This window comes from Aurantimonas sp. A2-1-M11 (assembly GCF_036549475.1).
Taxonomy (GTDB): Bacteria; Pseudomonadota; Alphaproteobacteria; order Rhizobiales; family Rhizobiaceae; genus Aurantimonas.
Window position 1 is genome coordinate 40230 of sequence record NZ_JAZHLI010000014.1, and the last position, 20531, is coordinate 60760.

The 20531-nt window shown below is 68.3% G+C and carries 12 protein-coding genes; 7 read left to right on the forward strand and 5 right to left on the reverse strand.

Features of this window, described 5'->3' with window-relative positions; genetic code table 11:
• Positions 1–61: 61 nt before the first annotated feature.
• Both VQ042_RS08865 and VQ042_RS08870 read right to left on the reverse strand, forming a co-directional pair.
• Positions 62–6340 (reverse strand): translocation/assembly module TamB domain-containing protein, encoded by a 6279-nt coding sequence (locus VQ042_RS08865; protein WP_331818290.1) that lies wholly within the window; start codon positions 6338–6340, stop codon positions 62–64.
• Entirely contained in the window at positions 6340–8241 is a 1902-nt protein-coding gene (locus tag VQ042_RS08870) for an autotransporter assembly complex protein TamA (protein ID WP_331818293.1), read from the reverse strand. Before VQ042_RS08870 ends, VQ042_RS08865 begins: the two co-directional genes overlap by 1 nt.
• Positions 8242–8787: 546 nt before the next feature.
• Between VQ042_RS08870 and VQ042_RS08875 the strand changes: the two genes are divergently transcribed.
• From VQ042_RS08875 to VQ042_RS08895, 5 genes are all read left to right on the forward strand, one after another.
• Entirely contained in the window at positions 8788–9276 is a 489-nt protein-coding gene (locus VQ042_RS08875; RefSeq protein ID WP_331818295.1) for a (2Fe-2S)-binding protein, read from the forward strand.
• Between the two features lie 98 nt (positions 9277–9374).
• Positions 9375–11720, forward strand: a complete 2346-nt coding sequence (locus VQ042_RS08880) for a xanthine dehydrogenase family protein molybdopterin-binding subunit (protein ID WP_331818297.1) — start codon at positions 9375–9377, stop codon at positions 11718–11720.
• A 137-nt stretch (positions 11721–11857) separates the two neighbouring features.
• Positions 11858–12664: an FAD binding domain-containing protein gene (locus VQ042_RS08885; protein ID WP_331818299.1), complete on the forward strand. Its 807-nt coding sequence runs from the start codon at positions 11858–11860 to the stop codon at positions 12662–12664.
• 148 nt (positions 12665–12812) lie between these two features.
• Positions 12813–14057: a putative DNA modification/repair radical SAM protein gene (locus VQ042_RS08890; protein WP_331818301.1), complete on the forward strand. Its 1245-nt coding sequence runs from the start codon at positions 12813–12815 to the stop codon at positions 14055–14057.
• Positions 14058–14165: 108 nt separating this feature from the next.
• Positions 14166–15629, forward strand: a complete 1464-nt coding sequence (locus VQ042_RS08895; protein WP_331818303.1) for a UdgX family uracil-DNA binding protein — start codon at positions 14166–14168, stop codon at positions 15627–15629.
• Here the strand turns inward: VQ042_RS08895 and VQ042_RS08900 are convergent, their stop codons facing one another.
• From VQ042_RS08900 to VQ042_RS08910, 3 genes are read right to left on the reverse strand one after another with little or no spacing between them, the layout of a single operon-like run.
• On the reverse strand, positions 15630–15782 hold the full coding sequence (locus VQ042_RS08900; protein ID WP_331818305.1) for a DUF2474 domain-containing protein: 153 nt from the start codon (positions 15780–15782) through the stop codon (positions 15630–15632). It abuts the gene before it with no gap.
• Entirely contained in the window at positions 15779–16780 is a 1002-nt protein-coding gene (gene cydB / locus VQ042_RS08905; RefSeq protein WP_331818307.1) for a cytochrome d ubiquinol oxidase subunit II, read from the reverse strand. Before cydB ends, VQ042_RS08900 begins: the two co-directional genes overlap by 4 nt.
• A 13-nt stretch (positions 16781–16793) precedes the next feature.
• Complete coding sequence (locus tag VQ042_RS08910) at positions 16794–18218, reverse strand: cytochrome ubiquinol oxidase subunit I (protein WP_331818309.1); 1425 nt, start codon at positions 18216–18218, stop codon at positions 16794–16796.
• Positions 18219–18433: 215 nt separating this feature from the next.
• Between VQ042_RS08910 and VQ042_RS08915 the strand changes: the two genes are divergently transcribed.
• The gene (locus VQ042_RS08915) at positions 18434–19750 is read left to right on the forward strand and encodes a glycerate kinase type-2 family protein (protein ID WP_331818311.1); all 1317 of its coding nucleotides are present in this window, start codon (positions 18434–18436) and stop codon (positions 19748–19750) included.
• Positions 19747–20430: a D-lyxose/D-mannose family sugar isomerase gene (locus VQ042_RS08920; protein ID WP_331818312.1), complete on the forward strand. Its 684-nt coding sequence runs from the start codon at positions 19747–19749 to the stop codon at positions 20428–20430. Before VQ042_RS08915 ends, VQ042_RS08920 begins: the two co-directional genes overlap by 4 nt.
• Positions 20431–20531: the final 101 nt, after the last annotated feature.

The window sequence follows — 20531 nt, forward strand, 5'->3', positions numbered from 1 at the left end:
AATGTCGTCGCAATGCCCGGGAGGGCGGCGATACTGCGTCACCGTCGGGTGAGCGCGAACGCTAGAACTCGCCCTCGTAGAAGACGCCCACTTCGCCGCCGCCGGACGACGTGACGGCGCCGCGCGCGGTCAGGCCGGCGCCGAGGTCGAGATCGATCGACACACGGCCGCTGGTATCGACCCCGACATAGGTGTTCTCGTTCAGATACTTGCCGACGCCGACGGCGGTGGTGCCGTCGGCCGCGGTACGAATGTCGAGGTCGTCGACGCCGAGCTGCGAGCGCAGATTCTCCAGGAGACCGCTGCTGCCGCCGACGCCGGCGAGCGAGGCCGCAGCCTCTGCGAGCTGGGCAATCTGCAGCGGCGACAGGTCGGACGTGCCCTGCCCGAAGATCAGCCGTGCCAGCACCTCGTCCTGGGGCAGGTTGGGTTCGGAGGAGAAGTTGAAGCTCGGATCGTCGGCGGGGCCGGTGACGGTGATGAACACGGTCGCGTCGCCGGCCGTCGACCGTGCGACGAGGTCGAGATAGGGCGTCAGGCCGCCGGTGAAGCTCAACCGGCCCCGGTCGAAATCGAGGCGCTTGCCGAGGATGGAGAAGCGGCCGCGCTGCAGCTCGAAGCCGCCGACGACGTTCGGGGAGGCCGCGGAACCTGTAATGTCGATCCGGCCGCCGAGTTCAACGTCGAGGCCGCGGCCGCGCACGAACACCTGGTTGGGCGCGTTGAAGGTGAGGTCGAGATTGATGCCGCCGCCGCCGCCGTTTCCACCGGCTTGCTCCGGCGAGATCTCGCGCTGCTGCTGGTAGACTGCGGGCGCCGCATTGCGGTGGGTCACGTCGATGCGGGCGAGGGAGCTCGGCAGGTTTTCCGGGACGAGGACGTTGATCTCTTCGGCATTGATCGTACCGGCGAGAAGCGGGGTTGCGGCCAGCGGTCCGGTGAGGGTCAGATCGGCGTCGAGCCTGGCGGTGACGAGTTCGCCCTTGTTGTAGCGTCCGCTCTCGAGCTGGATCGCGATGTCGGCCGGAAAGCCGGAATCGAGGCCGACCGTTCCCGAGACGTCGAGCGTACCGCCGCCGGACAGATTGGCGTCGAAGGACTGGATCGTCGCGGTGCGCCCGTCGAGCGAGATGGTGGTGGCGATGTCGTTCAGCGCAAGATTGGCGCCGGTGTCGAGGAAGCGCGCGCCCGTGGTGGAGACCGTGCCGACGACATTCGGCTGGGAGACCGGCCCGGTGACGCGGGCGTCGACAAGGACCGTGCCGTCGATCGAGCGGCCGCCCTCGGCCAGGATGCGGTTGGCCAGCGACAGGGGCGCCGAACCATCCAGCGACAGGTCGAGCTGCGGTGCGCCCCCTGCGAGGTTCACCGAGCCGTTGGCGTTGAAGTCGAGTCCGTCGCCGCTCAGGCTGGTGGTCGTCGTGACGACCTGGCTGGCGAATTGACCGCTGGTCGAGAGCGCCAGCGCGCCGATGCCGGCCTCGCGGGTCTGCTGGATCGACACGCCGCTGGCCTCGATGTCGTAGGAGACCGCCGGGTTGGCGGGTGAACCGGTCGCGCGGACCGTGCCGTTGATGGTGCCCTGGGGGGAAATGCCCGATGCAGCCGCGCCGGCGATGGAGGCGGGCAGGGCATTGATCTCGGCGGTGAGGTCGAGGGCGTCGGGGCCTGCCGAACCGGTGACGGTGATCGCGCCGCTGCCGACATCGATACGGGCATTGCCGAGGGTCAGCGTGCTGTCGGCATAGCGGCCGGACGCCGTGGCCTCGAGGTCCGGTGCGCCGGCTGCCCGGCTCTGGGCGACGGAGACGCCGGAGGCGCGGAGGTCGAAGCTGGCGTCGGGATCGGACAGCGATCCGGTGGCCGAGGCCGTGCCCGAGACGGTGCCGCGTGCGCCGAGATCGTCGACGAAGCCGTTGGCGAGGCCGACCGGCAGGGCATTGATGTCGACATCGATATCGAGTTCTTCGCCGATCGTGCCCGAGGCCGCGAGCGAGCCGTCGCCGACGCTCACATCGGCACGTGCGATGGTGGCGGTGCCGTCCGCATAGGAGCCGGCGGCATCGAGGCTGAGGGGGGCGACGCCGGAGCGGGCGATCTGGCTGGTGGTGATGCCGCTGCCGGTCAGGTCGAAGCGGGCCTGCGGATCGGCGAGCGAGCCCATCGCCGTGGCGGAGCCGGAGATCGTGCCTTCGGCGCCGAGACCTTCGACGAACCCGTTGGCAAGGCCCACCGGCAGGGCCTCGATGGCAAGGCGCAGGTCGAGTTCCTCGCCGACGGTGCCGGATGCCCTGAGCGAGCCGTCGCCGACGGTGAGGTCCGCGCGTTCGATGGTGGCGGTGCCGTTCGCATAGGCGCCGGCGGCATCGAGGCTGAGGGGCGCGACGCCGGACTGGGCGATCTGGCGAGTGGTGATGCCGCTGCCGGACAGGTCGAAGCGGGCCTGCGGGTCGGACAGCGACCCGGTCGCGGTGGCGGTGCCGGAGATCGTGCCCTCGGCGCCGAGATCGGGAACGAGGCCATTGGCCAGCCCGACGGGGATGGCGTTGACGTCGACCCGCAGGTCGAGCGCCTCGCCGATGGTGCCGGACGCGGTCAGCGAGCCGTCGCCGACGGCGATATCCGCCTCGGCGAGGGTCAGCGTCCCGTCGGCGTAGCGGCCCGAGGCGTCGAGGGTGAGGGGGGCGACACCGCTCTCGGCGATCGCATCGGCGGTGATGCCGGTGCCGGTCAGGTCGAAGCTGGCGGTGGGGTTGTCCAGCGACCCGGTCGCGGCGCCCGTGCCAGACACCATGCCGCGGGCGGCGAGACCGTCGACGAAGCCGTTGGCGAGGCCGACGGGCAGGTTGGTCATCGTCACGTCGAGATCGAGATTCTGCCCGACGCGGCCGGAGGCGACGAGCGACCCGTCGCCGACATTGACGACGGCGGTTTCCAGTACGGCGGTCTCGTCGGCATAGGTGCCGGTCAGGCGCAGCGCCAGCGGCGCGACGCCGGAGCGGGCGATCTGCTGCGTGGTGATGCCGGTTCCCGAGACGTCGAAGACCGCTTGCGGGTCGGAGATCGAGCCCGAGGCCGAGGCCGTGCCGGACAGGGTGCCGGTGGCGTCGAGGCCGGGCACGAAGCCGTTGACGAGCCCCACCGGCAGCTGGCGCATGGCGACTTCAATGTCGAGGGTCTCGCCGACCGTGCCGGAAGCGCTGAGTGAGCCGTCGCCGACGCTCAGATCGGCACGCTCGATGGTCGCCGTGCCGTCGGCATAGGCACCGGCGACATCGAGGGTGAGCGGATCGATCCCGGCGGCGGCGATCTCCTCGGCGGTGATGCCGGTGCCGGACAGGGCGAATGTCGCCTGCGGATCGCTGAGCGAACCGGTGGCGGTCGCCGTGCCAGAGAGGGTGCCTTCGGCGTCGAGCCCGTCGACGAGACCGTTGGCCAGCGCCACGGGAACTGCGTCCATGGCGACCTCGATGTCGAGTTCATCGCCGATCGTGCCCGATGCATCGAGCGACCCGTCGCCGAGATCGAGCTGTGCGGTCGCCAGCCGCAGCGTTCCGTCGCCATAGCTTCCGGAGACATTCGCCTGGATCGCCGGCACGTTGGCGGCGCGCGATTGGGCGACGGCGAGGTCGGCGCCGGCGACGGCGAAGGTTGCTGCCGGATCGCTGGCCGGGCCGGAGACGGTGGCGGTGCCGTCGATCGTGCCGGCGGCGGCAAGGCCGGGCACGAAGGGATTGGCGACGGCGGCCGGCATGTCGCTCAGGCGCAGCGACAAATCGAGGGTCTCTCCGGCGCTACCTTCGAGGGTCAGGGCCCCTTCGCCGACAGCGAGACGGATGCCGGACAGGGTGGTGACGCCGGCCTCGATCCGCACGAGGGCTTCCTCGGCGAGGCGGACTGCGGCATCCTCGATATCGGCAGTCAGCCGCGTCAGCCGGATCAGGGTCGTGTCCGGCTCGAACAGGACGTTTCCGGCAAGGGCGATCGGCACGCCGTTGACGCTTGCCCCGGCGGCCAGGTCGGTGCCCTGTTCGTCCTCGCGCAGTGCGACGTCGAGATCGCGAACGGTCACGCCGGGCGCATCGATGCCGCTGGCGGTCACGGTGCCGGTCGGCCGCGGAATGCCGAGATAGTCCTTCACCGACAGATCGATGCGGGCCCCGTTCAGCGTGTTGCCGGCAACCGCCAGCCGTTCGCCGGCAAGATCGATCGCCGCGACGGGCATGCCGTCAGCCTCGACCGAAAGCTCGACCTGGCCCTGTACGTCGCCGGAGGCGTCGACGCTGCCGAGCGCGGCGAGGGGGCCGATGTCCTCGACATCGACGACCAGCGTGCCGACCGGGGCGAAGGCTTCGGTCAGGCGCAGATCGCCGGTGATGCTGTTGGGGCCCTGGCGGATGGCGAGGTCGGTGATCCGCCGGTCGCCATTGTCCAGGGTCTCGACGGTGGCGTTGCCCGACAAGGGCTGCCCGTCGAGCGTGCCGGTGATGGCGACCGTGCCCGAGGGCGAGGCCGGATTCAGGGTCCCGCGCGCCTCGACCTTGAGGTCGGCGAGTTCGCGGCCGTTGATCGACAGGCCGTTGCCCGAGACCTGCAGGTCGATGTCGGGCTTCTCGACCGGGCCGGAGGCGGTCAGGCTGAAGGTGGCGGCCCCGGCGAGGGCGCCGCTGAGGGAGCCGGCTTCCGTCAGCGAGCCGGCGATGTCGGCCATGACCGTGTCGCCGGTCAGTGCGGCGGTGCCGTCGACGGTCAGGCCGTCGCCGCGCACGGTCAGCGCCTCGGCGCTGAGGGCACCGTCGGCGGCGCGGGCAAAGCGTCCCCCCACGGCCAGTTCCTCGCCGGCGAGCGGCACCACGGCAGCCGACAGGGCGGCGGTCTGGAAGCGCGACTGGACGTCGAGGGCGAAGGTGGAGAAGTTCAGCGCCGCCTGGCCTTCCAGCTGCAGCGTGGCGACATCGGTGGTCGCCTCGCTGGGCCGGAAGGTGAGACCGTCATCGGTGAGCGTGCCCGCGAGCGCGATCTCGACCGGGCCGTTGAGGAAGCGCTGCTGGATGCCGTCTGGCGCGGCGACCGACTGCGCCGTCACGACGGCATCGAAGGCGCCCTTGAAGCCGGTCAGGTCGAAGGCGGCGCTGTCGATCTCGGCGCTGATCCCCTGTGCCTGATAGGGCCCGTAGCCGGCGCGCGGCAGGCGCAAGGTCAGATCGAGCGCCGCCGCCGAAAGGGCGCCTTTCAGCGTGCCGTCGATGCCGGCGACCTCGATCGCGGCCTCGTTCGGCTGAGTGCCGAAGGCGAAGGGGATCGGATCGCCGTCCCGGGACTGGATCGCCACGCTCAGGTCGTTGGCGGTGCCGGACAGATCCAGCGCGCCAGCAACCCGCGCCGACAGGGCGTCGGAGGACAGGACGGCTTCCTCGATGGCGTAGGTGCCGTCATCGCGGATCACCATCTGCAGGTCGAGCGCCGTGCCGCCGGAGACGTAGCGCTGGAACTGTTCGGGCACGAACCGCTCGGCGGCGACGTTGAGCGAGGCCGAGACGCGCCGTCCCGCATCCACGTCGTTGACACGGGCGGTGAGGGTGGCGGCCGTCTCCTCGCCGACTTCGAGCGAGCCGTTGGCCATGAAGGCCGAGAGGGGGCCGGACCCGTTGATCGTCAGGTCGACGGCCGGGCGGTCCGGGATGTCGAGCAGCGTCGCGACGAGGCCGCCGGCCGGTTCGCTGGCCTTCACGTCGAGCCTGAGCTGGTTGTCGGCCGGCGCGTAGGCGATCTCGAGCGCGATCTGGCCCGGCTGGTCGAGCCGCTCGATCTGGGCCTCGACCATCAGGTTCGTCGGCTCGGCGGAAAGCTGCAGGCTGGCATTCGCCCGCAGCCGGGCGCGCTCGCCGGCAATGGCTTCGCCCAGCACGAATTCCTCGATCGCCAGGCGGCGGATGTCGGCCGTGATCGAGGGCAGCGAGAAACCGCCGGACTCATCGCCCGGTGCCGCGGGCGGCTGGCCCGTCGGCAGCCGCTCCAGGACGATGCTGCCCGCCGTGAGCGCGTCGATCGAGACATTGGAGCGCACCAGCGCCAGCGGCGACCAGTCCATGGCCAGGTCGCTCGCCGTCAGGAAGACGCCCTGCGGATCGGAGACGGTGACGCTCTCGATGCGGATGTCACCGGTCAGCGCGCCCGACAGCCCCTCGATCTCCACCTGCATCGTGTCGGTCGAAACGAGGTTTTCGATCTGCGTGGCAAGGAATTGCTGCGCCTTCGCCGGCTGGATCGACGCGAGCGCCAGGAAGCCGCCCATCAGGCAGGCCGCGGCACACTGGAGAAGGCGTCCGGCACGTGTCATCAGAAGGCCTGCCCGATTCCTGCGTAGAACTGGAAGCTGGCGTCGCGCGGCCCCCGATCGAGGGGCACCGCGACGTCGACGCGGATCGGCCCGAAGCTCGTCAGGTAGCGAAGGCCGACGCCGGCGCCCAGCTTGAATTCGGAAAAGTCCGGCACGAGATCGTCCGACACCGTGCCGCCGTCGATGAAGGGGACGAGCTGGATCGTCTCGGTCACCGCGATGCGGGCTTCCACGGAGGCTTCGAAGACCGACAGCCCGCCGGTCGGCGTGTCGGTAAAGTCGGGATTGAAGCCGCTGCCCGCCGGGACCGTGGACGGATAATAGGGGCCGATGGACTGGAATTCATAGCCGCGGACCGAGCCGCCACCGCCGGCGAAGAAGCGCCGGTCGTTGGGAATATCGTCGAGGTCGGCGCCGAAGATCGTGCCGTAGCCGACGCGTCCGGCGAGAACGAAGCGGTCGGTCTCGCTCAGCGACAGATAGCTGGACCCATCGACCCGTGTCTTCACGAAGGCGGTGCCGTCGTCGATATTGTAGGTCGGCTCCACATAGGCCTTGGCGAAGAAGCCCTCGGTCGGGTTCAACTCGTTGTCGCGGTTGTCGAAGGTGTAGGTGACCGGCACGGACGCCAGCAGATAGTCCCGCTCGCCGAGAAAGTCGCCGATGGTCTCGTACTCGCCGCGCACCGTCGCCACGACCGTCTGCTGTTCGTCGATCTTGTATTCGACGCCGCTGGTCGCTGCGAAGAACTCGCGGTCATAGGCGAGCGGCTGCTGCCGCCCCGCCTCGAGCGAGCCGACATAGACCGAATCCGGGCCGAGCACGCCCGGCTTCTTGAAGACCAGCGACGCGGCATAGTCCGGTCCGTCGATCTCGCGCGCGGTGTCGCTGACCGCGGTCGCGCCGATCCGCGAGATCGAGGCGTCGAGGCGGATCGATTCCGCCCGGCCGAACAGGTTGCGGTGGCCGACATAGCCCGAAGCACCCGCGCCTTCGGTGTTGGAATAGGTCGCGCCGATGCCGTAGAACCCGAACTTGCGCTCGGCGACCTCGACCTGGACCGGCAGCGTGCCGTCGGTGGCCTGGGCGGTGCCAGGCTTGACCGTCACGCTGGAGAACACGCCGAGTTCGACGAGGCGCTTGCGGGCGGCGGCCAGTTCGTCGGGCGAGAACACCTCGCCTGCCTGCACGCCGGCCATATAGGCGATGAAGCCGGGATCGATGTCCTCTGCGCCGTCCACCCAGGTTTCACCGAAGGGCACCACGTCGCCGGGGGAGACGGCGAGGGAATAGTCGAGCCGGTCGGTCGCGGCGTCGGCGATGGTCTCGCGGTCGGTCACGGCGACGAAGGGGCGGCCCTGATTGCGAAGATCGCGCAGGAGCCTGGCCTCGCCCTCCAGGACATCGACGGAATTTGCCGAACCGCCCGTCACCAGGCCGTATTCGGCCGGGTCGACCGGCAGGCCGCCGGTGGAAATTGCCACCTGGCCGAGTTCGTAAACCGGTCCCGGCGTGACGCGGATCGACACCGGCACCGGGCGCGACGTGTCGAATTTGGTGTCCGGCGGCAAGTCGGCGATGTTGCGGCCTTCGATGAAGATGTCGACGAGGCCGTCATAGCGGGCGTTTTCGTAAAGGGCGGCGACGAGGCGCTTGCGATCGGTCTTGGCCTTGGCGATCAGGCCGAGCGAGCCGGAGACCGGGTCGTCCACATCGGACAAAAGCACCGAGGCTTCGCGCACCGCCGTCTCGATGTCGCCGTCGGCCGGGCCGCCGGGTGCGACCGAGAGCGTGGCGGTGTAGGTGATGGGGTTGATCACGTCGGCTGCGGCGTCGGACTCGTCCTCGAAGAACTTCCAGCCGAAGATCTCGAAGGCCGCGGCGCGCTGCGGTGCCGCCATGAGCAGGACTGCCCCGAGGGTGGCATGCACAAGCAAATGGCTGGTGTGGAACCGATACCGCAAAGACGCCAGCTTCCCGTTGACCGCATTGACCGTCGGAGCGGCACCACAGATGCCGTGATGATCGGGGTCGGCGCGAATGGCAGCCGGGTACCCCCTCCTTGGGCTGGCGGCCAGCATGCTGGGATTTGATGAAATAACAACCTACTGGCCCCGGTATTTCGTCCAGTGACGTTAACGTGCAGCGGATTCGCGCCGTCCCCGTGCCGTCCGGGACACACCTGCCGGCAGGGCATTGCGACGGTTGGTCGCGACACGGCTCAACCGGATCGGCGCTCTTGCGATGGGACGGGGGGAGAGGCCGTTTCGCTTGCAACCGGATGGCTCGCGCACGGCGCCAACATGGAACGGTTCTGAAAAGCGCTTGAAGCGATCCGCGGCAAAGGGCAAGCTCCGCCCGGAGCCGCGGCGTCGACCTTGACGCTGCGCAGACACAAGACCGGCAGACATGCCGGACGATGCGACCAGAGTTCCGGGAGGAAATTGATGAGCGACGTGACGATCACGGTGAACGGTCGGGAGATGAGGGGCACGGTCGAGGACCGCACGCTGCTCGTCACCTATCTGCGCGAAAATCTCGGCCTGACCGGCACCCATGTCGGCTGCGACACGTCGCAGTGCGGGGCCTGCGTCGTCCATCTGGACGGCAAGGCCGTGAAGGCCTGCACCATGCTGGCTGTTCAGGCATCGGGTTCGTCGGTGACCACCATCGAGGGCCTGGCCGATGGCCCCGAGCTGCATCCGGTGCAGGCGGCCTTCCGCGAGCATCACGGCCTGCAGTGCGGCTTCTGCACGCCGGGCATGATCATGACCGCGGTGGATCTGATCCGCCAGCATGGCAGCGCGCTGGACGAGAAGGCGGTGCGCGACGGGCTGGAAGGCAACATCTGCCGCTGCACCGGCTACCACAACATCGTCAAGGCGATCCTTGCCGCGGCCGGCGCGTCGCAGCCCCAGCAGGTCGCAGCCGAGTAGCGCTCGGGGAGGGCGGCCCGAGGGCTGCAGACGGATCAGGACGGCCGCAGCGATCCCGACGGTGATCCCGGCCACCACGGAAGATTGGGAGGTTTTCTATGGGTCTCGAAGGCATCGGCGCAAAAGTTCTGCGCAAGGAGGATCGCCGGTTCATCACCGGTCGTGGCCGCTATGTGGACGACATGGTCGTGCCGGGGATGAAATATGCGGCGTTCGTGCGCTCGCCCCATGCCCATGCCACGATCCGCGGCATCGACATGGCCGAGGCCTCGGCGATGCCGGGCGTCATCGGCATCCTGACCGGCGAGCAGCTCCAGGGTGACGGCATCGGCAACCTGATCTGCGGCTGGGCGGTGTCCTCCAAGGATGGCACGCCGATGAAGATGGGCGCCTGGCCGGCGCTTGCGGTCGGCACGGTCCGCCATGTGGGCCAGGCGATCGCGGTGGTGGTCGCCGAGACGCAGATGCAGGCGCGCGACGCGGCCGAAGCGGTGATGGTCGACTACGACGAACTGCCGGCGGTGGTCAGCGCGGTCGAGGCGCTGAAGGACGGCGCACCGCAGCTGCATCCCGAGGCGCCCGGCAATCTGATCTTCGACTGGGAACTGGGCGACAAGGCTGCGACCGACGCGGCCTTCACCAACGCCGCCCATGTCACCAAGCTGCACATCGTCAACAACCGGCTGGTGCCGAACCCGATGGAGCCGCGCGCCGCGCTGGGCCATTACGACGCCGCCGACGACCACTACACCTGCTGGACGACGTCGCAGAACCCGCATGTCGCGCGGCTGGTGATGAGCGCCTTCTACAATGTCGCGCCGGAGCACAAGCTGCGGGTGATCGCGCCGGATGTGGGCGGCGGCTTCGGCTCCAAGATCTACATCTACCCCGAGGAGATCGTCTGCCTGTGGGCGTCGAAGCGGACTGGCGTGCCGGTGAAGTGGACGTCGGATCGCACCGAGGCGTTCCTGACCGACGCCCATGGACGCGACCACGTCACCGAGGTGGAGATGGCGCTGGACGCCGATCACAAGATCCTCGGCCTGAAGGTCGACACGGTGGCCAATCTGGGCGCCTACATGTCGCTGTTCTCGTCGGCGACGCCGACCTATCTCTACGCCACGCTCCTGTCGGGCCAGTACGACATCCCGGCGATCCACGCCAATGTCCGCACGGTCTACACCAACACCGTGCCGGTGGACGCTTATCGCGGCGCCGGGCGGCCGGAGGCGACCTTCGTCGTCGAGCGGACCATGGAGACGGCCGCGCGCGAACTCGGCGTCTCGCCGGCGGAACTGCGCCGCAAGAACTTCATCCGCTCCTTCCCGCACCAGACGCCGGTCATCATGGCCTATGACGCGGGCGATTTCGACGCCACGCTGGATGCCGGCATGCAGGCAGCCGACGTGTCCGGCTTCGAGGCCCGCCGGGCCGAGGCGAAGTCCCGCGGCAAGCTGCGCGGCCTGGGCATGAGCTGCTACATCGAGGCCTGCGGCATCGCGCCGTCCAAGGCGGTCGGCTCGCTCGGCGCCGGCGTCGGCCTGTGGGAATCGGCCGAGGTCCGGGTCAATCCGGTCGGCACGATCGAGATCCTCACCGGCTCGCACAGCCACGGCCAGGGTCACGAGACGACCTTTGCCCAGCTCGTCGCCGAACGCTTCGGCCTGCCGGTCGACAACGTCCAGGTGATCCACGGCGACACCGACAAGGTGCAGTTCGGCATGGGCACCTACGGCTCGCGCTCCGGCGCGGTCGGCATGTCGGCGATCCACAAGGCGCTCGACAAGGTCGAGGCCAAGGCCAAGAAGATCGCCGCGCATCTGCTGGAAGCCGACGAGGGCGACATCGTCATCGAGAATGGCGAGGTGAAGGTCGCGGGCACCGACAAGAAGCTCGGCTGGCACGAGGTCTGTCTCGGCGCCTATACCGGGCACAACCTGCCGGACGGCATGGAACCGGGCCTGAAGGAAGGCGCCTTCTACGATCCGACCAATTTCACCTTCCCGGCCGGTTGCTACATCTGCGAGGTCGAGGTGGATCCGGACACCGGCACGACGGAAATCATCCAGTTCGTCGCCGCCGACGATTTCGGCCGCGTGATCAACCCGATGATCGTCGAGGGCCAGGTGCATGGCGGTCTCGCCCAGGGCATCGGCCAGGCGCTGCTGGAAGGTGCCCATTACGACGAGACCGGCCAGCTGGTGACGGCGTCCTACATGGATTATGCGATGCCGCGCGCCTGGGACATGCCGATGTTCGACGTCTCGACCCACGAGACGCTGTGCCCCGGCAATCCGCTCGGCATGAAGGGCTGCGGCGAGGCGGGGGCGATCGGTTCGCCGCCGGCCGTGATCAATGCCATCACCGATGCGATCGGCAACAACGACCTGACCATGCCGGCGACGCCGCAGAAGGTCTGGCGGGCAATCCACCACGTCGCCTGACGGCGACCCGTTCATCCGGCGGCCATCGACCGGCCGCCGGCTTTCTTCCGGGACCGTCGGTCCCGCCTTCGACTGAGCCGCGCCGTGCGGCCCGCGCCATTCACGACAGGCGCGGCCCGGCGCCAAGGGAGACCAGGATGTACGAGACCACCTATCATCGCCCCACGACCATCGACGAGGCCATCCGGCTGGTCGGCGACAGCGGCGGGGAGGGCAAGTTCCTCTCCGGCGGCATGACGCTGATCCCGACCATGAAGCAGCGCCTGGCCGCGCCGTCGACCCTGGTCGATCTGCGCCATGTCGCCGAGCTGAAGGGCATCACCGTCAACGGCCGTGACATCCGCATCGGCGGCGGCACGACCCATGGCGAGATCGCCGGGCATGACGGCATCCGGTCGGCCTGCCCGGGCTTTGCCGCGCTGGCCGGCCTGATCGGCGACGTGGCCGTGCGTCACATGGGCACGATCGGCGGCTCGGTCGCCAACAACGATCCGGCGGCGGACTATCCGGCAGCGCTGAAGGCGCTGGGCGCGACCATCCACACCTCCCGGCGCGAGATGCCGGCCGACGAGTTCTTCGTCAGCCTGTTCGAGACGGCGCTGGAAGAGGACGAGATCGTCACCGCCGTATCCTTCGAGGCGCCGGAGCAGTGCGGCTACGAGAAGTTCCGCAACCCGGCATCGCGCTATGCCATGTGCGGCGTCTTCGTCGCCAAGCGCGGCAATGGCGTGAAGGTGGGAGTCACCGGCGCGGGCTCGAACGGCACCTTCCGCTGGGAACCGGCAGAACAGGCGCTGTCGCTGAATTTCGACGGCGCGGCGATCGACGATTTGTCGGTCGATCCGAGCGACATGCTGTCCGATCTGCACGGCTCGTCGGACTACCGGGCCAATCTCGTCAAGGTCGTCACCAAGCGCGCGGTCGCCAAGGCGCAGTCGCACTGAGCGTCAAACCGCATCACAGAACCAGACGGCCGGGCCCTTCGCCCGGCCGTCGTCGTTTCGGCATACGGTCTGCCCTGCGACAGCCTGTAGCAGGCTGTCCGGCCACCGGCCCCTCGCCGGAACATTCCGAGAACGCTATACAGGCGGGATGGCCAAGACCACGCTCATCGACAAGCTGGCGATCCTCTCGGACGCCGCCAAATACGACGCCTCCTGCGCGTCCAGTGGATCGACCCGCCGCGACTCGGCGAAATCCGGCGGTATCGGCTCGACCGAGGGCTCGGGCATCTGCCACGCTTATGCGCCGGACGGCCGCTGCATCTCGCTGCTCAAGATCCTGATGACCAATTTCTGCGTCTATGACTGCGTCTATTGCGTCAATCGCTCGTCGTCCAACGTGCCCCGGGCGCGCTTTTCCGTACAGGAAGTCGTCGACCTGACGATGTCCTTCTACCGGCGCAACTACATCGAGGGGCTGTTCCTTTCCTCCGGCATCATCCGCAACTCCGACTACACGATGGAGGAGATGGTGCGGATCGCCCGCAAGCTGCGGCTGGAGGAGAATTTTCGTGGCTATATCCACCTGAAGACGATCCCCGACGCCGCGCCGGCGCTGATCGAGGAGGCGGGTCTCTTCGCCGACCGCCTGTCGATCAACATCGAACTGCCGACGGATGTGACGCTGGAGGCCTTCGCCCCGGAGAAGAAGCCCCGCGACATCCGCCGGTCGATGGGGCATCTGCGCGCCAAGATCGAGGAACACAAGGGCGAGAAGCGCGACCGGGCCCGGCCGGCGCGCTTTGCCCCCGGCGGTCAGTCGACCCAGATGATCATCGGCGCCGACGGGTCGGACGACGATGCCATTCTCGGCCGGTCGGAAAATCTCTACGGCAATTACCGCCTGAAGCGGGTCTATTATTCGGCCTTCTCGCCGATCCCCGACGCCTCCAGCCGGCTGCCGCTCGGCAAGCCGCCGCTGATGCGCGAGCACCGGCTCTACCAGGCTGACTGGCTGATGCGCTTCTACGGTTTCGACCGGGGCGAAATCGTTGCCGGCGGCGACGCCGGCATGCTGGATCTGGCCATCGATCCCAAGCTCGCCTGGGCCCTGAAGCACCGCGAACGTTTCCCGGTCGACGTCAATCGCGCCGATCGCGAGATGCTCCTGCGGGTGCCGGGGCTGGGCACGCGGGCGGTGAACCGCATCCTCTCGACACGGCGCCACCGCACGCTGCGCCTCGACGACGTCGCCCGGCTCTGCCAGTCGGTCGACAAGGTGCGGCCCTTCATCGAGGCGCTCGACTGGTCGCCGGGTGCTGCGACCGACAGCGCGGGGTTACGGGAGCGGTTCGTACCCAAGGCCCGGCGGTCGGCGCAACTCGAACTGTTCTGAGCTGGACGACAAGCCCGGGCAGTGCGGGCGCGCCGCTTCGTCGGCCGTGTCGGAACCGTCTCGCTGGCCAGCAGGTTTAGTCCGTCCCCGCAGGCGATCCAGGTCCCCATGTATTCTGCCCGTCTCTCCTTCCCCGCCGATTTCGACGGTTGGCGCGTGGCGTGCCGCACGGCGCTGGCGCTTGGCGTGCCGCCCGAAGAGATGAGTTTCATGATCGGCGAAGAGACGGCCGGCCTGTTTGCCGAGCCGTTGCCGCCCGCGCCGTCGGACGCGCCGCAGCCGACCGTGCCGAAAGCCTTTCCGGGCCTCACCGCCAAGCTCGTCTGCCATGCCGACGGCGACCGCTTCGTCTTCGCCTATCGCCTGTTGTGGCGGCTGCAGCGGGAGAGGACGCTTCTGGAAATCGCGTCCGACCCGGACATCCTGCGGGCGACGGAGATGGAAAAGGCGGTCCGGCGCGACAGCCACAAGATGAAGGCCTTCGTGCGGTTCCGCGAGGTCGAGGACGGCAAGGGCGCGCGCCACTTCGTCGCCTGGTTCGAGCCGTTCCACCATGTGGTCGAGCACACCGCGCCATTCTTCGCCCGACGGTTCGCGGGCATGGTCTGGACCATCCTGACGCCGGAGCGCAGCGTCCACTGGGACGGAAGCGACCTGTCCTTCCTGCCCGGTGCGACCCGGGACATGCGGCCGGATGGCGACGACATGGAAGCCCTGTGGCTGACCTACTACGCCTCGATCTTCAATCCGGCGCGGCTGAAGGTGAACGCCATGCGGGCCGAGATGCCTAAGAAATACTGGGCAAACATGCCCGAGACGGCGCTAATCAAGCCGTTGATTGCCGGGGCGGAGGCCGCCTCGCGCCGGATGATCGAGACGGCGCCGACCCTGCCGAGCCTTCGCCACGAACGCCAGATGGAGCGCGCGAAGACCGGACAGCCGGACATGGCGGCCAAGAAGGCGGAGACGCGTCTCACATCGCTTGCGCAGGCGCGCGACGCTGCCAGTCATTGCCGGGCCTGTCCGCTCTGGGAGCCGGCGACCCAGACGGTGTTCGGGCGCGGCCCCGAAAACGCGCCGGTGATCTTCGTGGGCGAGCAGCCCGGAGACCAGGAGGACATTGCGGGCGAGCCCTTCATCGGCCCGGCCGGCAAGGTGTTCGATGCAGCGCTGGCGGAGGCCGGGATCGATCGCAGCCTAGCCTATGTCACCAATGCGGTGAAGCACTTCAAGTTCGCACCGAGGGGCAAGCGCCGCATCCATGCCAAGCCGAATGGCGGCGAGATCCGCGCCTGCCGATGGTGGCTGGACCTGGAGCGCGAGCTGATCCGCCCGAAGCTGATCGTGGCGCTGGGCGCGACGGCGGCGTCCGCCGTGCTCGGCAAGACGGTGACGATCCGCGACGCGCGCTCCAGGCTGATCGACCTGGATGACGGGACCCGGGCCCTCGTCACGGTGCACCCGTCCTACATCCTGCGCCTGCCCGACAAGGTCTCGCAGGACGAGGAACGACGGGCCTTTCATGCCGACATGGCGCTGGTGCGCCAGACCGTGCCGGAACTGGCGCTCTGATCAGCCGATCAGCACGAGGCGGATGGCATATCCAACCGCGGTGACCGCGGCGACGCCGCCGAGCCACAGGAGGATGAACCAGCCAATCCGGCCCTTCAGGCTGCCCGGTGTCTCACGGTCTGCATCGGGGCGGCCGTCCTGGGGCGTCTTCAATGGTGATAACCCTCGCCCTCGCGGACCTTGCCGCGGAAGACCCAGTAGGAATAGGCGGTATAGATGAGGATCAGCGGGATCAGCACCGACGCCCCGACCAGCAGGAAGATCAGCGAGGCGTCCGGCGCTGCAGCTTCCCAGATGGTCAGGTGGGGCGGGATGATGTCGGGATAGAACGTGATCCCGAGCCCGGCGAAGGACAGGACGAAGATCGCCAGCGCCGACAGGAACGGCCGTATCTCCTTGCCGGCGGCCAGCGACTGGAACAGGCTGAAGGCTGCCAGCGCCACCATCACCGGCACCGGTGCAACGTAGAGGAGCTGAGGGAAACCAAACCAGCGATAATAGAACTCGGCTTCCAGGAACGGCATCCACAGGCTGACGACGCCGATCAGCGCCAGCGTCCCGACCCCTGCGATCCAGGCGAAGCGCTTGGCGATGTCATGGAGTTCGCCCTCGGTCTTCATCACCAGCCAGGTGGCGCCGAGCAGCGCATAGCCGACGACGACGGCGACGCCGGTCATCAGCGAGAATGGCGTCAGCCAGTCGAACCAGCCACCGGCATAGGCGCGGCCATCGACGTCGATGCCCTGGACCAGCGTGCCGAGGGCGATGCCCTGGCTGAGTGCCGCCACGACGGAGCCGATGAAGAACGACACGTCCCACATCCAGCGGCCCCGCACCGTCTTGAAGCGGAACTCGAAGGCGACGCCCCGGAAGATCAGCGCCAGCAGCATGGCAATGATCGGTGCGTAGATCGCCGGCATAATGATCGCGTAGGCCAGCGGGAACACCGCGAACAGGCCGCCGCCGCCCAGAATCAGCCAGGTCTCGTTGCCGTCCCAGATCGGCGCCACGGTGTTCATCGCCGTATCGCGGTTCTCGTGGCGCCCCAGCAGCGGAAAGAGGATTCCCGTGCCGAGGTCGAACCCGTCCAGGATGACGTAGGCGATGACGGCAAAGGCAATGATGAATGCCCAGAGGACGGCGAGATCCATGGTCCTGTCTCCCTCAGCTCTTCGCCGGTTCGGGCGTATCGCGACCTTCGAGCGAAGGCGACGGCGTGATGCCCGCCGACCGCGTGGGCTGATGCGGCGGCGTGTCCTCCTCGAACGGTGTCGGCGCCTTCCCCATCAGGCGCAGGATGTAGAATGTTCCGGCACCGAACAGCAGGAAATAGACAACGATGAAGGCAACAAGCGAGGTGCCGACCGCTTCTGCGGCGACCGGGGAATGACTCTCGGAGGTCCGCAGCAGGCCATAGACAGTGAAAGGCTGGCGGCCGACCTCGGTGGTGATCCAGCCGGCGACGACGGCGACGAACCCCATGGGTCCCATGGCGAGCATCGCCCGCTGCAGCCACGTGCTGGAATAGAGCGAACCGCGATAGCGCTTGAACAGGGACCACAGGCCGATGCCCAGCATGGCGAAGCCGATCGCCACCATCACCCGGAAGCTCCAGAACACGATGGTGGCGTTCGGCCATTCGTCGCGCGGGAAGGCGTCGAGGCCCTGCACTTCGCCGTCGAGCGAATGGGTGAGAATGAGCGAGCCGAGATAGGGCACGTCGACGGCGTAGTCGGTGCGCCCCGTCTCCATGTTGGGGATGCCGAACAGGGTCAGCGGCATCGAGCCGTCCCTGTTGGTCTCGAAATGTCCTTCGATGGCGGCGATCTTCGCGGGCTGGTGCTCCAGCGTGTTCACGCCGTGGAAGTCGCCGGCGACGATCTGCATCGGCGCGACGAGGGTCGCCATCCAAAGGGACATCGAGAACATCAGTCGCGCATGGGCATTGCCGCGGTCGCGCAGCAGATGGAAGGCCGCAACCGCACCGACCACGAAGGCCGTGGTGAGATAGGCGGCGAGCACCATGTGGACCAGGCGGTAGGGGAAGGACGGGTTGATGACGATCGCCCACCAGTCCTCGGGTACGAACTGGCCGACATCGTTGATGCCGTAGCCTGCCGGCGTGTGCATCCAGGAATTGACCGAGAGGATCCAGAAGGCGGAAAAGCAGGTTCCAACCGCCACGACCAGGGTGGCGGCAAAGTGCAGCTTGGGGCCGACGCGCTTCTGCCCGAACAGCATGATGCCGAGGAAGCCGGCTTCGAGGAAGAAGGCCGACAGCACCTCGTAGGCCATCAGCGGGCCGAGAATCGGCCCGGTCTTGTCGGAGAATACCGACCAGTTCGTGCCGAACTGGTAGCTCATGGTGATGCCCGATACGACGCCCATGCCGAAGCTGAGCGCGAAGATCTTCACCCAGAAGTTGAAGGTCTCCATGTAGATCGCCCGGCCGGTTGCCAGGAACAGACCCTCCAGCACCGCGAGATATGAGGCGAGGCCGATCGTGAAGGCCGGAAAGATGATGTGGAAGGAGACGGTGAAGGCGAACTGGATGCGCGCCAGAAGGACCGGGTCGAAACCTTCGAACATGGCTCTGCCTTCAACTTGTTCCGTGTCTTCGATGCACCGGAGATGGTCGCCGCAGCGATGGTAGGGTAGGCCTCTGCGACCATTTTGCCAGCGCTGCAGGGCGTTTCCGCTCCGCTTTCTTCATGCCCAACTCTGCTTTGCCGTCGGCCACGACGCGCTTTCGCCGCGGCGTTCTTCTGTTATGGATGCCGCCACAGCACAAGGGAGGGGACGGCATGGATGAGAGACGATCGCTGGAGGAACTGACGGGCATCTTCGATGCGGCCGTCGCCGCGGCGCATCCCAAGAGCATGCTGGCCGCGCACCTGCCGCCGCCGCCACCCGGCCGCATCGTCGTGCTTGCCGCCGGCAAGGCCGCAGCCTCGATGGCCGCCGCCGCCGTCGCCCACTACACGCAGACCCATGGTGTTCCTGCCGAGCGCCTCGTCGGCATCGCGGTGACCCGCGACGGTTACGCCCTCCACGCAGGGCCGATCCCGGTGGTGGAGGCCGGACACCCGATGCCGAACGCCGCCGGCCTGGCGGCAACCGCGCGGGTCGTGGATCTCGCCGAATCCGCCGGAGCGGACGATCTCGTCCTGGCGCTGATCTCCGGAGGCGGCTCGGCGAACTGGCTGCTGCCGGCCGACGGTGTTTCGCTGGCCGACAAGCAGGCAGTGACGAAGGCAATGCTGCGCAGTGGCGCCGGCATCGGCGAGATCAATTGCGTGCGCAAGCATCTGTCGCGGATCAAGGGCGGCCGGCTGACCGATGCCTGCGGTGAGGCCCGGCTCGTGACGCTGGCGATCTCAGACGTGCCCGGCGACGATCCGAGCGTCATCGCCTCCGGCCCGACTGTACCGGACGCGACGACCCTGGCCGATGCACGGGCGATCATCGCCAGGCGCGCGATCGACCTGCCGGCCTCCTGCCGCGCCGCGCTCGAGGATCCGGCGAACGAGACGCCGAAGCCGGGCGATCCGGTCTTCGCCCGCGCCGAATACCGGATCGTCGCGACCCCGGCCGCGTCGATCGAGGCGGCGGCACGCGCGGCCGAACGCCTCGGCTACCGGGTGGTCAGCCTGGGGGCCGATGTGGAAGGGGAAGCGCGCGAGGTGGCGGCTGACCACGCGCGCATGGCGCTGGACGCCGCCACGGGAGACGACCGCGTGGCCATCCTGTCGGGCGGCGAGCTGACGGTGACGATCCGCGGCGAGGGTCGCGGCGGGCCGAACCAGGAATATGCGCTGGCGCTGGCGATCGCGCTTGACGGTGCTCCCGGCATCGTGGCCCTGTCGGGCGACACCGACGGCACGGACGGCGGCACCGGCCTTGCCAGCGATCCGGCCGGCGCCTTTGTCCTGCCGGGCACGCTGGCCAAGGCGGCAGCGGCCGGCATCGACGCCCCTGAAGCCCTGACGGCGAACGATTCGACCGGGTTCTTCGAGGCCATCGGCGGACTCTTCGTGCCAGGCCCCACCCACACCAATGTCAACGATTGCCGGATCATCCTGGTCGATCCGGCCGCAGCGGCGGGCGGGAGGCCGGCATGAAGCGCTCGCGCGTCAACGAGATCCTGCGGGAGGCGGATTCCTACATCCGCTCCTTCGGCTATGCCATGCCGCCATTCGCCTATCTCTCGCCGGCCGAGATGAAGGCACGCCGGGGCGAACTCGCGACCATCGTCGACCGCCGGCTGGGCTGGGACGTGACCGATTACGGCAAGGGCGACTACGACCGGCTGGGGCTGTTCCTGTTCACCGTGCGCAACGGCGACGCGGCGGACCTGAAGGCCGGCCGCGGCATGCTCTATGCCGAGAAGATCATGATCTCCCGGCAGGACCAGCTTTCGCCGATGCATCGCCACATCGTCAAAGCCGAGGACATCATCAATCGCGGTGGCGCCCGGCTGGCGCTGCAGATGCACGAGAGCGCGCCGGACGGCTCCGTCGACGAGAGCGCCGGGGTCACCGTCGTGACCGACGGCATCACCCGGCGGCTGCCTGCGGGCGGCGTCCTGACCCTGGCGCCGGGCGAGAGCGTGACGCTGCTGCCTGGCAACTGGCACGCCTTCTGGGGCGAGGGCGGCGACGTCCTGATCGGCGAGGTCTCGACGGTGAACGACGATCTCACCGACAATGTCTTTCGCGAGCCGCTCGGCCGGTTTTCCGAAATCGAGGAAGACGAGGATCCGATGCTGCTGCTGGTATCGGACTACGACAAGTGGCTCTGAACGGTCTGTAGTCCGGCTTTCGGGCAGCGCGGCGGCCGGCGCCGGGCGAAAGGGGACGCCAGCCTGTGGACAGGCGGTCGTCGCCTCGACTCCCGCCGGGG